Here is a 13,733-nt window from a genome sequence, read left to right on the forward strand (position 1 = left end):
TCAATCCTCTTTCGGTTTTTCAGCTGTGTAGCAGAACTGGCCGTGCCCATGTGAAATTCTATATGGGTAGGGCAGACGCTGGCGTTTAAGGGCCTCAATCCTGTGCATGGGTTCAGCGAGAACATTAGAGTATCCGGCAGATTTCAGGAGGTCTACAATGACTCCGGGTTTTACACCGCCATTGTATGGAAGGTTTACAGCCTGTCTCCCGTTTCCAAGAGTGCGCCATGGATTTCTCCTCTCTGAGAGGAGTATCCAGAGGTTCAGAACCTGTTTCTGGATCGAAACTTTCCGGTCGTCGCGGGGTTCGTGAAGGAAAAAACATAGCTTCCCTCCTGGCCGCAATACCCTCATCCATTCACGTACTGCAATATCCGGATGCGGAAGTGTCCAGAGAACCGCCCTGTTGACTATGGCATCAAAAGAGTTGTTTTCAAAACCTAGATTTTCGGCATCATCCTGATGAAAAGCAATTGGTAATCCCTTCTCTCTTGCCTTGGCGGATGCACGGGTGATCATCTTCTCCGAGAGATCAATTCCCACAACCCCGTACCCCATATCGGCGAGTATCAGTGAGAGAAAACCTGTCCCTGAACCAATATCAAGAATTTTTTCGGCATTACCCAGTTTTGACCTGAGGAGCACCTTCCATGCTTCTTCCTCCTCTTTGCTGGCGGCATAATGCCCCGGAGATTTATCGAATGTTTGGGAGCGGTAGTTCCAGAAATCTCTGATTACCTGTTTGTCTTCGTTCATCTTCACCCTCCAGAGGTTAAGGGCAGCTTCAGCTGCAAGCTGAACCCGGCCGTACAGTATATTCAATATCCTTTCCGGGCCTCAATTGCTCACTTAAAACATGTCATCTCTTAATTATGCAAAATTTTCAATCAGGTCTTTTTTACAACATCGAGTCTATTCTCTACAATCCCTTTGTAGTTCCCCTCTATCCCGATTCTTTGTTCTGTAACGATTCTTCTACTTATCATACGATCGATACTGTTACTCTTATGATAATGAGAACCGGGATTTCAGGCAGGATCTCATGGTCAGATGCGGTCTCCTTTGCAGCTTTACCCTATGATTCTTCATCTCTCTGTTGAGATTTTATCACTCATATTTACATCATATTTTTAGTGTGAATTACTTTGAGTTTCGTATTATTATTTGTTATATTATTGACTTGATAACGTTTATAGTATAAGTTATTATTGATTTGATCTTACTAGTTGTTATTGATATTTTTAAATGTATTAAACAGGTGTCTCAAATTAGTTTTTTAAATCCTGATCTAATCAGTCAATCGTCCGAAACACTTCACAATAAAGAGTTTATAGAGACAGCGACCAATTTGATGTAATTAATAAATTACAGAAATCGGAAAAAATCAATGGCTGCTAAAATCAATGAAAAAAGGATAGATAAAAAAGAAGATAGGTAAAAAGTAGGTTTTTAAACTTAAATTCTGATTTAACACTTCTTCTTTTTAGTTTTTTGTTCTTAAAAGAATCTAATGCTCTTGAATCTCAACTCTACTGTCACAGTCTACTGTACAGTTCGGGAGCTCAAAAAACAATCATATCCGATGCCCTGAGTCTGACCATGCATTCATCTCCGGTCCCTATTTTTAATGAGTCAAAGACATGGTTTGCAACCTCTACCTTCAGGACGTCCTCACTTTCTTTGAGTATAAGGGACATGATCCTGCTGGTGCCTTTATTCACCACATTCATAATCACTCCGTCGAAGAGGTTTTTCCTGTCTTCCTGGCGGATAACATGCATGTTTTTCCTGTCCACAAGCTCGATGTTCTCAGGCCTGATGCCCCAGCTAACTTTGTCTCCTGCTTTGCGTTCGATATAGGGGGCGGTAATCTCCGTTCCAAGGGACCACAGGAAGGTGCACTCGGCTCCGTTCCCGTGCCTTTCTACCACGGCATTATCAAAGAGGTTTGAGAAGCCCACAAGTTCGGCCACATAGCGGGTTTTCGGGTGGTAGAATATATCCTCTGGGGAACCTATCTGCTGCACTATGCCGTCTTCAAAGACTGCCATCCGGTCTGCCATAGTAAAGGCCTCGACAGGGTCATGGGTAATGAAAATTACAGGAATTCCGAGCCTTTTCTGGATATCCCTCAGTTCTTTTCTTAATTTCAGGCGGACTACGGTATCCAGGGATGAAAAAGGCTCGTCAAGGAGTAAAACTTCCGGATTGGGGGCAAGGGCTCTGGCAAGTGCGACTTTCTGTTTCTGGCCACCTGAAAGTTCGTCAGGATAGGCAAATTCAAGTTCTTCTATCCCTACAAGACTTAGCATCTCGTTTACTCTATCCGTTTTTTCAACGGAGCTCATACTTTTTAACCCGAACTCGATGTTCTGGCGCACGTTCATATGCGGGAAGAGAGCGTTTTCCTGGAACATGTACCCGATTTTTCTTTTCTGAGGGGGGAGGTTTACTTTTTTCCTGCTATCAAAGTAAACGGTACTGTTTATTTTTATAGTGCCTGCATCAGGTTTCTCAAGCCCTGCAATGCAGCGGAGAGCTGTGGTTTTTCCTGAGCCGGAACAGCCGAACAGGACCACAAAATCGGAATCGGCATCAAAACTGCAGTTCATTGAAAAGCTGGGGGTTTCCCCTTTCTTTTTCCTGTTTTTTCTTCCGTAGAATTCCTTTTCAATGTCAACTTCAACAGTCATTCCTTACTCTCACCTTTTTTCATCGTTCTCCCAGTTTGCTGGTGGCTGCAATCGTTATGAGTGACATGACAACCAGGATACTCACAAGCAGGTTCGCAAGTTCGTTATTTCCTGACTGGTATGCTCCGTAAATGGAAAGAGGCATGGTGCTGGTCTTTCCCTGGATATTCCCTGCGACCATGAGGGTCGCTCCGAACTCTCCTACAGCCCTTGCAAAACTCAGGACGCAGCCTGCAATAATGCCTTTCTTTGCAAGGGGCAGGGTTATGAAGAGCGCAGTTTCGAGTTCATTTCTCCCGAGAATGCGGGCAGCTTCCTCAATATTCCTGTCTACTGCCCCGATAGCTGAGGTGGTGGTCTTTACCATCAGGGGCAAAGAGACTACAAAGGCTGCAATGGCTGCTGCCTGCCAGGTAAAGAGGATCCCGCTTCCTGTAATTCTGGTGAAGATGCTTCCTATAGCTCCGTTTTTTCCAAGCAGGATAACAAGGATATACCCGGTTACAGTCGGGGGAAGAACCATAGGCATGGTAATCATAACATCAGCTAACCATTTACCGGGAAACTCCCTTTTTGCCAGTATATAAGCAATTAAAATCCCCAGCACCGTCACAAAGAGGGTTGCAATGACGGAAATCTTGAGAGTCAGTAGAAGTGGTGTCGCGATTATTTGAAAGATCTCCATCAAATCCCTCTTTTTATACTGTTTTTCAGGTTCTGAGTATTTTATGCTGCGCTGAAGCCATATTCTGCCAGGATCTCCTGTCCTCTGGTTCCGGTTACGAAATCAACGAATTCCTGCGCTTCTTCCTTATTTGCTGATTCGCTTACCACTGCTATGGGGTAGGAGATCGATTCGTTAACAGGAACCGTGTACGTTATTTCATACAGGTCTTTACGGCCGCTTTCGGCATCTGTCATGTATACGAAGCCCGCATCGACTTCTCCCGTCTCCACATAAGTGAGTACCTGTTTTACATTTTCTGCAAGGATCATTTTGCCTTCAAGTTCATCCCAGACCCCGACGTCTTCCATTGCCTGTTTGGTATATTTTCCCACAGGTGCAATTTCAGGGTCTCCTATTGCGATTTTTTCAATGCTGCCTGCAGTCAGGTCTTCCAGGGATTTGGGACTTTCAGAGCCATTTTTATCAGGGACCACCATTACGAGAGTATTTGCTGCAAAGTCCTTCCTTGAATCGTTTTCAATCAAGCTCTTCTCATAGAGTAGTTCCATATCGCTCTCTGAAGCCGAAGCAAACACATTAACAGGCGCCCCGGACTCAATTTGCATCCTCAGGGTCCCCGAACCTGCAAAATTGAGTTCCACATTTGTGTCCGGATACTCGGCTTCAAATTCGTGTGTAATGTCAGTAAAAGCCTCGGTCAGGCTTGCTGCAGCTGAAACAGTGATGGTGGTCTGTTCTTCTGCTCCGGGGGAGGCTGCAATCAGGGCAAGTACGGCAAGGCAGAGAATCGCTGCAAGGGCAGGAAGTATCAGTTTTTTTGATTTACTGTCGCTCACTGCGCTCCCTCTACGCATTCGTCTTTTGCTTTCTCGCCTGCATATACAGCCGGTTCTACCTGTACTGGTGCAGTGAAAGTATCAGTAGCTTCAAGGATGGTGTTGGTGATCCTGTCCAGAAGTTCCATAGCTCCCCTATATCCGATAGTAAGGATGCGTTGTGCGCCTACTCTATCGTGGATTGGCAGGCCAACCCTTACAAGCGGGATATCATGGGCTTTTGCAATGTATCTACCGTTTGAGTTTCCTATCAGGATTTCGGGGCTGCATTCGCTGACCGCGTCGTTGAGGCTGTCAAAATCAATTCCGTCCAGAACCACAGGTTCCAGTTCCGGTCTGATCTCTCCAAAGATTTGTTTTATTTTCTTTTCAAAGTCTCGGCTTTTGCTTCCGGTTGCTATAAGCACCGGGTTCATCCCCAGTTCCAGCATGAAGGTAGTCAGGCTAAATACAGTGTCCGGGTCTCCGTAGACTGCTGTCTTTACACCGTAAAGGTACTTGTGCACGTCCACCATAGCATCGAGGAGCCTTCCCCTTTCTTTCTGATATTTCTCAGGGATGGGGCAGCCAAGGATGCGGACCAGTTCCGTAAAGAAAAGGTCGGTGTTTGAGAGCCCTATGGGTATGGGTACATTGTGTCCTGGAACTCCGTGGGAAGCTTCAAGGTATTTCACAGCCAGGTTCGTGCTGACAACACCCAGACCGAGGCTTGCCCTGCTGCTGGGCATATCTGCAATCTCGGAAAGTGGAGTGCCTCCAGCTGCTATTTTTGGAAGTTCTTCTCTCAGGGGTGCATCAAAGGTCTCGGAAATGTCTGAAAGGAAGATGTAATCCCCTGCAGTTTCTGCAAGGATTTCTTTCAGTTCCCTCACATCAGCCGGGGAAACACTCTCTACCGGGATAAGGTTGAGTTTGCCATTTGAAGCTTCTATCACATCAGGTGCTTCCTCCATGTCAGGATTTTTTGCTTCCCTTGCGTTTTCCTTTGCCTTTTCTTTTTCCAGGATTTCCGTATACCTCATAATTTCCATGTTTTCCATGTAATCCATGATCTCCATGATCTCGCCGTCTTCCGTGCTTTTCGGTTTTTCCGGACCTTCCGGCTTTTCCGCAAACTTCCTGACAACGGCATCAAGGGCTTTTATATAGCCGCTTACATGGCTTTCCCCATAGCTGGGGGTGGAAACTGGAATGATTATGATATCTTTTTCGAGATCGTCTCCGATCCCTTCCTCTTCTTTGAATTCCCTGATAATTGCAGGAACATCATCTCCGATTGTTTCGGCAAGGCAGGTGGTTGCAACGCCTATTACCTTCGGTTTGTACCTGTTGATGACGTTCTTGAGCCCTTTTTTCATGTTTTCCTTACCACCGTAGACAGCTCCTTTTTCGCTCAGGGAGCTTGATGCAATGTCCACAGGTTCCCTGAAGTGATGGGCAAGGTGCAGGCGCATGTAAGTGCTGCATCCCTGGGAGCCGTGGTAGAGGACCATAGTATTTTCAATCCCTTTAAAGGCAAGGGCACTTCCCATGGGCTGGCACATAACGCAGGGGTTCACGGTTGCATAATTTCTTTTAGTCATCTTACTGCCTCCTCATACCTCACTCTCAACTGCAGCATCCGACCCGGAGTGTAAAAACTCCGGTTTCAGGGCTATACCTTTACACTTCTTTGCGTGTGGTTTTTCGGAAATCTTTTCTTCGACGGTAGCTTTTTCCTGTCCCAACTCTACCGTGGCTTTTTCCGACTCCAGAGACTCGGGTTTAAGGGTCCTCTGCCTGACCGCTTTCCAGACAGGGCTGTTGATCGAAGCATCAACTTCCTTTGCGAAGTTTACAAAACCGTCAAAACCTTCAAACTCCACCACTCTGTCGTGGTTGAAGTCGCAGAAAGCAACTCCCAGCTTGTATGCGATAAATCTCTCTTTAACGCCTGCAACCATCAGGTCAGCTTTCTGTTTCACGAGCAGGTCTGCAAGTTCCAGGGGGTTTGCATCGTCCACAATGACTGTCCCGTCCCGGACTGAATAACTGATCTGCTCGTAGTCTTCCTTTTTCCCGGTCTGGGTTCCGATAATGACTACTTCCATGCCGAGTTCCGCAAAACCTTTGATAAGCGTGAGGGCTTTTGCAGGTCCGCCCATGTAGATAGCAGCCTTTTTCCCTTTTACACTCTCTCTGACCCGGGAAATTTCAGGCATTATCCGGTTAGTTTCGGCTTCAAGGATTTCTTCTGCTATCTTTTTCATCTCTTCTGAGCCAAAGTATTCCGCAGTCTTCAGAAGGGCAATGGAAATATCTTCGATTCCGAAGAAACTTATGGTTTGATATGGAATCCCGAACTCTTTCTGCATCCATTTTGCAAGGTAGGTCATTGACCCGCTGCACTGGACAAGATTAAGATCTGCTTCCGCTGCTCTTGAGATGGATTCGGTAGTCGAATCTCCTGTCATGGAGACTATGACTTCGATCCCCATCTGTTCAAAGAGAGGTTTGATGAGCCAGACGTCCCCTGCTACGTTGAAGTCTCCCAGGATGTTGATCTTCGGCCTGTTGACTTCAGTGCCTATTCCGGGCTTTTTTTCTTCTTCCGGTCTTTTGATAAGCTGCTTTAAGGCATCACAGGCAGCCTTGTATCCGTCGGACTTGTTGCCTTTGAAGCCTTCGGATTTTACAGGGATTACCGGGATACTGTGCTTCTTGCTTGCTGTCTTGCATACCGATTCCAGGTCGTCTCCGATAATTCCCACAATGCATGTGGAATACACGAAAACGACAGGAGGGCGGTAGATGCCTACCAGCTCATCGATCGCGTTTGAGAGTTTTTTCTCTCCTCCGAAGACAACATCGACCTCCTTCATGTCCGTACTGAAACTGCTGCGGTTCGTTTCGACCCCGCTGGACTTTGCACCTCTTATGTCCCAGGTATAGCCTGCACAGCCTATAGGGCCGTGGACCAGGTGGACTGCGTCGGTTACAGGGTTCAAGACAACTCTTGCTCCCGAGTATACACATGCCCGCTGGCTGATGGCTCCTGCAAGGGAGGTGTTGTCGCAGGCAAGGGGAATTACCTGTTCCTTTTCCTGCTTTCTGGTGATGTACGGTTGCCTTTCTTCGAGAGTATCCACTATCCCGGTTAGTTCTTTCATCTCTTTCACTCCCCTCTGCTTCTGTTTTCAGATTTGCAGCGGCGGTTTTCCACTTTTTCCCATTTTTTAATTTATCAGTTTGTTACTGTCAGTTTTCTATCATCTCTGAGATTTGTTCAGATCAATATCTTTATATGCAGACTCCTTACTGGATGGTTTCAAGCAGCCAGTCCGGTGCGTCTCTGTCTTTCCTGTCGAGCAGGGTGTTTCCTATGCGCTCCACCAGTCGTGCAGCTCCGGCGTACCCCATGATTGGGAAGTAGTGCAGATTTGCCCGGTCCATGATCGGGAAGCCTACCCTCACAAGGGGCACATCCTCTGCCCTTGATATGAATTTCCCATATGTGTTGCCGATAAGGAGGTCCACGGGCTTTCGCTTGATGATCTGGTGGAGCATGAAGAGGTCCCCTCCCGAAATAATATCGGCGTCCGGGTACTCGGAACCTATGAGTCCTTCTACTTCTTTTTCAAATTCAGAGCTCTGAGTGCCGGTAAGCACTACACTCGGTTCCATGCCCATTTCCAGTACAAGGCTCGTAAGCCCTAAAATTATGTCCGGGTCCCCATAGATGGCAACCTTTTTCGCATGGTAATGCGGGTGGGCATCGGTCATCATATCTACAAGCCTGCCGCGTTCATCCTCGAGTTCAGGAGGAATAGCTACATTGGCAAGCTTTGCTGCGTTCATTATGAAACGGTCGGTGTTCCTTATCCCTATCGGGGTAGGTCCTATCTTTGCCGGAACCTTATACCTGCTTTCAAGGTAGCTAGCTGCAGAGCCTCCTGCCATCCTGCAGAGGGCTATCGTCCCGACAGAGTTTGCGGAATCCTCTATATCTCCGATCGGAGTCCCGCCTTTCGGGTACATACCAGGCTCTCCGTTAAGTGGAGCATCAAAGACATCGGTCGTGTCCGGGAAGACAATGTTAGGGATTCCCATGATTGAGAGTATGCGCTTCATTTCCCGGATGTCTCCTGGTTCCACAAAACCGGGGATAAGGTTGAGTTTTCCGTTTGGCTTGGTCTTTTTGGCAAAAGTGGTCACAAAAGACTTTACCATGTTGTCATAGCCGGTTATGTGGGTGCCCACGTAGCTTGGAGTGGAAGCCGCACAGATCTTGATTGAAGGGTCTATGAGTTCCTCTGCCCTTACATCTTCAATGATGACTCCTACGTCGTCTCCTATGGTTTCTGCCACGCAGGTGGTGTGGATGGCAATTACTTCGGGCCTGTAGATTGCAGTCAGGTTTCCAAGGGCTTCCTTGAGGTTTGCCGCTCCTCCGAAAACTGCGGTCCCTTCCGAGAAACTGCTGGTCGTTGCAACGGGGTTTTCGCGGTAGTGCCTGCTCAGGCACATACGCAGGTACGAAAGGCAGCCCTGTGAACCGTGGCTGTGTGGCATGCAGTTGTGGACACCAAGGGCTGCATAGACTGCGCCTATTGGCTGGCAAATTTTTGCAGGGTTAATGGTTACTGCTTCTCTGGTTACTTCTTCACATGGAGTATAGTCTAACATTTTTTATCCCTCCTTACTCTGCTACTTCTCCTTTCCATGGCGGGCGTACGAACCTCCAGGTGGGGCTGTGAAGCGCCATGTCTATGTCCTTTGCAAAGTTCACGACTCCGGAAAAACCGGTGTACCGTCCGCTGTAGTCGTAGGAGTGGATCTGCCTTGAGGGGATCCCATGCTTCTGGGCCCAGTATTTGTCCTTTATTCCGGAACAAAAGATGTCGGGTTTCAGGGCTTTTACAAGAGCTTCGGTCTCATGGTGGTTCAGGTCATCAATGACAACTGTCCCGTTCCTCATTTCGGGGAAAAGTCCTTCGTAATCCATAAGTCCGATTTTCTTTTTCAGCTCTTCAATCCTTTCCGGGCTGACTGCAGGTTCTATGCTTTCGTCCCTTTCGTAGTGTACATCCTCCAGAATTGAGCCAAGAGCTCTTTCAGCGATTTGGGGAATAATATGCCTGCCTTCGTAGTCGTCTCTATGGGCGAACTGGTAGCCTGCAACAATTACTTTCATGCCGAGTTCTTCAAAGAGATTTATATAGTGATGACTCCTGGAGCCTCCTGCATAAATAAAGGCGGTTTTTCCCTGGAGTTTTTTCCTGTACCTTTCGATTTCGTCCGCATATTTCGCCTTTTCTTCAGCAACGGTTTCTTCGGTTTTCCTGGTAAGTTCCGGGTCGTCGAAGAACTCTGCCATTTTCCGCAGGGATTTTTCAGTACCTTTCGTGCCTATATAATTGACTTTCAGCCAGGGAATCCCGTATTTTTCTTCCATCATACGGTTAGTGTAGTTGATGGAACGGTGGCATAGGAGAATGCTGAGCTTTGCTCTGTGGGCCTGGGATATCTTGTGGAATGACCCGTCCCCGGTTAAACTTGAGACAATTCTGTATCCTATTTTTTCAAGGATTGGCTTGATTTCCCAGAGGTCTCCTCCTATATTGTACTCTCCGAATATGTTTATGTCAAAGGGGGTGGGGCTCTTGATTTCCTCGGTCCCGATCAGGTGTTCCATCAGGGAGTTGCTTGCAATGTGGTGGCCTGCCGATTGGCTGACTCCCCTGTATCCTTCGCAGCGGGCGGGGATTATTTTGATCCCATGCTCTTTTTCGGCTTCTCTTGCAACAGATTCGATATCGTCTCCGATAAGCCCTACAGGGCAGGTTGCACAGATGCTGATAGCTCCTGGGTTGAAGATTTTCACAACCTCATCAATGGCTTTTTTGAGCTTCTTCTCTCCCCCAAAGACGATATCGGTTTCCTTCATGTCCGTGCATACGCAGTAATTCATGAAGTTGTCTTCGCCTTCTTCTGCCTTTGCAAAGTTTCGCCTGGTGCCCCATGTGAAGTAAGCACAACCTATGGGGCCGTGGACCAGGTGGACCATATCCTTGATAGGCCCGAAGACCACACCCTTGGTACCTGCAAAGGCACAGCCGCGGTTTGTGAGGATGCCAGGAATTACCTTATCGTCGGCTTCAATATGCTGTTCTGTGGAACAGTCCCTGACAACTATGTGTTTTCTCCTGTTCCTTGCAGCTTTTTCCGGGAGCACTTTCAGCATGTCATCAACAAGCTGCTGTTTGTCTTCAATTCCTGGATCTATTTCCGCTCCCATTCTTACATCAACTCCTTGTTAACGGTCGCTTCTCCGCTTTCTCCGGTCCGGATGCGGACTGCTTCAGTAATATTTGACACGAAAATCTTTCCGTCTCCCGGATTTCCGGTCTGGTTTACCTCGATAATTTTCTGGACCACTTCGTTTACGTTTTCGTCGTCCACAACAATGGTGAACATACGTTTTGGAATGAAACGAATACAGGTCTCTGCTTCTTTTTCAGGTTCCGGCAGTGGCGGGTTAAATTCAAAGCAGAGCCCTCTTTGCTTACCGCGGCCCATAACCCTTCTTACGGTAAAGGAGGGAAAGCCACATTCAAGGAGAACATCCTTGGTTTTCTGGACTTTGTTCATCCTGATTATTGCCGTAATCTCTTTCACGGAATTTTCCTCCGAAAATCCGGCTTAAAGTCCGGTCTTCCCGGTCCTTATGGTGTAGGCTTCTTCAATCGGGTTTACGAAGATCCTTCCGTCTCCGTACTTTCCGGTCCTGGCTGCTTCCATTATGGTCTGTATGACTCTGTCCTTGTGTTCGTCTTCAACAACCATCAGGAGCATGGTCTTCTGCAGCTCGTCATAGTGCACGTCTGCAATGTGAATCCCTTTCTGCTTCCCTCGTCCGAAGACTTCCATTTTTGTAAGGGAAATGCAGCCCTCTTTTTCAAGGCTTTCGACAACCTTTGACTCCATTCCAGGTCTTATGATTGCACGTATCATTTGCATCGTTTTCATCTCCTCTTTCTATCCAGCAGTCTATTATCAGTATTACAGCTCAACAATTCCGAACTCTACCATCATGGCTTCTAACTCTTCCATGGGGAGTGGAGTCGGAACCACGAGCTTGGTGTTGTTCTGGACGTTGTTGGCGAGAGTCAGGTACTCCTTGGCCTGGTTGGATTCGGGGTCAAAGTCGATTACGGTCTTTCTGTTGATTTCCGCCCTCTGGACGATGTTGTCTCTGGGTACGAAGTGGATTAACTGGCTTCCCAGTTTCTTTGCGAATGCTTCGAGGAGTTCACGTTCTCCGTCTACATTCCTGCTGTTACAGATAATACCTCCAAGGCGGGCTCCACCTTTGGCAAACTTGGCAAGTCCTTTACAGATGTTGTTTGCTGCATAGATGGCCATCAGTTCTCCACTGGCCACAATGTAGATTTCCTTGGCTTTTCCTTCGCGGATAGGCATGGCAAAACCTCCGCACACGACGTCACCAAGCACGTCATAGAATACATAATCGAGATCTTCGGTGTATGCTCCCAGGTTCTCGAGAAGTCCGATGGAAGTGATGATGCCTCGGCCCGCACATCCTACACCCGGTTCGGGACCTCCGGATTCCACACATTTGATGTTGCCAAAGCCTGGCTGTACGACGACGTCAAGGTTGACTCCTTCGTCGCCTTCACTTCTGAGAGTGTCAAGTACGGTCTTCTGGTTCAGGCCGCCGAGCAGCATTCTGGTAGAGTCTGCTTTCGGGTCGCACCCTACAAGAAGAATATTGTTTCCCATAGTCGCAAGGGCCGCAGTAAGATTCTGCGTGGTAGTGGATTTTCCTATACCGCCCTTTCCGTAGATTGCTATCTGTCTCATGTTTTACCTTGCTCCTTATTTGCTTTCTAGTCGGCTACCGGAAGCCGGTAACCGTTGTACTATCTAATAGTATTTATAGTTTTTTATTTACTTAAAACCAGCATCTATTGGCATTTTTGTTTTTGCGGTTTAAAGAAATTATTTAGTAATTTTTTGTGAAATTCATGATTATGTCATTTTACCGGAAACCGGCAACCGATGTATCATTAAATATTATTTAAGTTTTTCTATAATCTGGGTATTTTCTATTGTTTATCTTTATTATTTCTGTTTTCAGGAAAGGATTAATAAACGATTTCTAAGTAAATTGCAGAGGAAAAAATAAACAACAGGAAGACCCTTTCATGATTCCAGAAGCCTCTTATGACATCATAGTGGTTGGCGCAGGTCCTGCAGGTTCCACTGCCGCCCTGTATGCTGCAAGGAATGGAGCCTCTGTCCTTCTCCTTGACAAAAAAAGGGAAATCGGAAGCCCTATTCAATGTGCGGGTTTTCTCCCGGATGCCTCGGAGGTTAAGGCTCTTTTGCCTGAGGCTGACCTGCCTGAGGCACTGAGAGATTATCCTGACTCCTGTGTGCTGCAGTCAATTAAGACCCAGCGCATTATTCCTCCAAACTGCAGTGCAAAGGAATTTGCTGTAAAAGGGTTTGTCCTTGACCGGCGCAGGTATGACCAATTCCTTGCAGGGCAGGCGGCAGAGACAGGAGCCGAACTTATGATAAAAACGCGCGTTACAAAAATCGAGGGTACGACTGTTGAGACTTCAGGAATTTTCGGGAAACACATGATCAGGGCTAAAGCGATCATCGGAGCTGACGGTCCAAACTCCCTGGTTGCTAAATCAAAAGGTCTTGCCCTCAAACAGGAAGCAAAGGAGACCTCTGTTGCCATCGAGTACCAGGTAAGGAATGTCGATATCGACCCTGAAGCCCTTGAGATGTATTTCGGAAAAGACTATGTCCCGGGTGGTTATGCATGGATCTTTCCCGAAGGTGAGGACAGGGCAAACGTAGGGATCGGGATTCGGAGCGGGATAGCTGAAAAAGGAGTTTCTGCAAAAGAGTACCTGCACCGTTTTATGCAGACCCATCCCATGGCAAGTTCAAAATTGAAAAATGCCGTTATAATGAATGTCATTGCAGGCATTATCCCTGTAAACGGAGCTCCTGCAAACACTGCAACCGCAGATTCTCTTATTGTAGGGGACGCAGCCGGACATATCATCGCAACAAATGGAGGGGGAATTCCCCCTGCCATGATTGCGGGAAAAATTGCAGGGGAAACTGCAGCCGAATTTGTGGCTGGAAAGTGCAGGCTCGAAGAGTATGACAGGCGCTGGAGAGCTCAGTTCGGGCCAGCACTTGAAACTTCGGTACATGCAAGGCAGATAATGGACGGCATTATGAAATCCGATTCCCTCATGAATGCAGCTTTCAAGTTTATTTCCCCTGAGCAGATGAAAGTCATGCAGTGCGGAAAACTTCCCGGACCTGTAAAACTCGGGCTTCAGGCTCTGAGCCGCGGGAAAAAATAAATACTCGGTTCTGGCAATCAGGCAAAATCGACCTGTCAGAGAACCTTTCCAGACCTTTTTTTGCTTTTTAACCTTTTTTTTCCTCTTTTTTCACTTTTTCTTCTTCTTCTTCTTCTTC

Annotated in this window: 13 protein-coding genes; 2 read left to right on the plus strand and 11 right to left on the minus strand. The window is 47.2% G+C overall.

Annotated elements, in window-relative coordinates; all coding sequences use genetic code 11:
- A complete protein-coding gene (locus MSHOH_RS03670) occupies positions 1-756 on the minus strand; it encodes a class I SAM-dependent methyltransferase (protein ID WP_162197600.1) in 756 nt (251 codons plus the stop codon).
- A 116-nt stretch (positions 757-872) separates the two neighbouring features.
- Here MSHOH_RS03670 and MSHOH_RS23385 point away from each other — a divergent pair, with 116 nt between their 5' ends.
- Positions 873-1,100, plus strand: a complete 228-nt coding sequence (locus tag MSHOH_RS23385; protein ID WP_158024034.1) for a hypothetical protein — start codon at positions 873-875, stop codon at positions 1,098-1,100.
- A gap of 462 nt (positions 1,101-1,562) precedes the next feature.
- Here the strand turns inward: MSHOH_RS23385 and MSHOH_RS03675 are convergent, their stop codons facing one another.
- From MSHOH_RS03675 to nifH, 10 genes are all read right to left on the minus strand, one after another.
- Positions 1,563-2,693 carry an ABC transporter ATP-binding protein gene (locus MSHOH_RS03675; RefSeq protein ID WP_048137458.1) on the minus strand — a complete coding sequence of 377 codons (1,131 nt, stop codon included), beginning with the start codon at positions 2,691-2,693 and terminating at the stop codon, positions 1,563-1,565.
- 19 nt (positions 2,694-2,712) lie between these two features.
- Positions 2,713-3,378, minus strand: coding sequence for a molybdate ABC transporter permease subunit (gene modB, locus MSHOH_RS03680; RefSeq protein ID WP_048137460.1), 666 nt, complete (start codon positions 3,376-3,378; stop codon positions 2,713-2,715).
- 41 nt (positions 3,379-3,419) lie between these two features.
- On the minus strand, positions 3,420-4,217 hold the full coding sequence (gene modA / locus MSHOH_RS03685) for a molybdate ABC transporter substrate-binding protein (RefSeq protein WP_239451195.1): 798 nt from the start codon (positions 4,215-4,217) through the stop codon (positions 3,420-3,422).
- The gene (locus tag MSHOH_RS03690; protein ID WP_048137464.1) at positions 4,214-5,800 is read right to left on the minus strand and encodes a nitrogenase component 1; all 1,587 of its coding nucleotides are present in this window, start codon (positions 5,798-5,800) and stop codon (positions 4,214-4,216) included. The genes modA and MSHOH_RS03690 overlap by 4 nt, the downstream gene beginning before the upstream one ends.
- 12 nt (positions 5,801-5,812) lie before the next feature.
- Positions 5,813-7,366, minus strand: a complete 1,554-nt coding sequence (gene nifE / locus MSHOH_RS03695) for a nitrogenase iron-molybdenum cofactor biosynthesis protein NifE (protein ID WP_048137466.1) — start codon at positions 7,364-7,366, stop codon at positions 5,813-5,815.
- Between the two features lie 145 nt (positions 7,367-7,511).
- Positions 7,512-8,882, minus strand: coding sequence for a nitrogenase molybdenum-iron protein subunit beta (gene nifK, locus MSHOH_RS03700; RefSeq protein ID WP_048137468.1), 1,371 nt, complete (start codon positions 8,880-8,882; stop codon positions 7,512-7,514).
- 13 nt (positions 8,883-8,895) lie between these two features.
- Entirely contained in the window at positions 8,896-10,494 is a 1,599-nt protein-coding gene (gene nifD, locus MSHOH_RS03705) for a nitrogenase molybdenum-iron protein alpha chain (protein ID WP_048137470.1), read from the minus strand.
- 2 nt (positions 10,495-10,496) lie between these two features.
- Positions 10,497-10,874, minus strand: a complete 378-nt coding sequence (locus MSHOH_RS03710; protein ID WP_048137472.1) for a P-II family nitrogen regulator — start codon at positions 10,872-10,874, stop codon at positions 10,497-10,499.
- A gap of 24 nt (positions 10,875-10,898) precedes the next feature.
- The gene (locus tag MSHOH_RS03715) at positions 10,899-11,216 is read right to left on the minus strand and encodes a P-II family nitrogen regulator (protein WP_048137474.1); all 318 of its coding nucleotides are present in this window, start codon (positions 11,214-11,216) and stop codon (positions 10,899-10,901) included.
- 42 nt (positions 11,217-11,258) lie between these two features.
- A complete protein-coding gene (gene nifH, locus MSHOH_RS03720) occupies positions 11,259-12,080 on the minus strand; it encodes a nitrogenase iron protein (RefSeq protein ID WP_048137475.1) in 822 nt (273 codons plus the stop codon).
- Between the two features lie 344 nt (positions 12,081-12,424).
- On the opposite strand from nifH, the gene MSHOH_RS03725 reads away from it, so the two are divergent.
- Positions 12,425-13,615: a geranylgeranyl reductase family protein gene (locus tag MSHOH_RS03725; RefSeq protein WP_048137477.1), complete on the plus strand. Its 1,191-nt coding sequence runs from the start codon at positions 12,425-12,427 to the stop codon at positions 13,613-13,615.
- Positions 13,616-13,733 lie beyond the last annotated feature (118 nt).

This window comes from Methanosarcina horonobensis HB-1 = JCM 15518, from assembly GCF_000970285.1.
Lineage (GTDB): Archaea > Halobacteriota > Methanosarcinia > Methanosarcinales > Methanosarcinaceae > Methanosarcina > Methanosarcina horonobensis.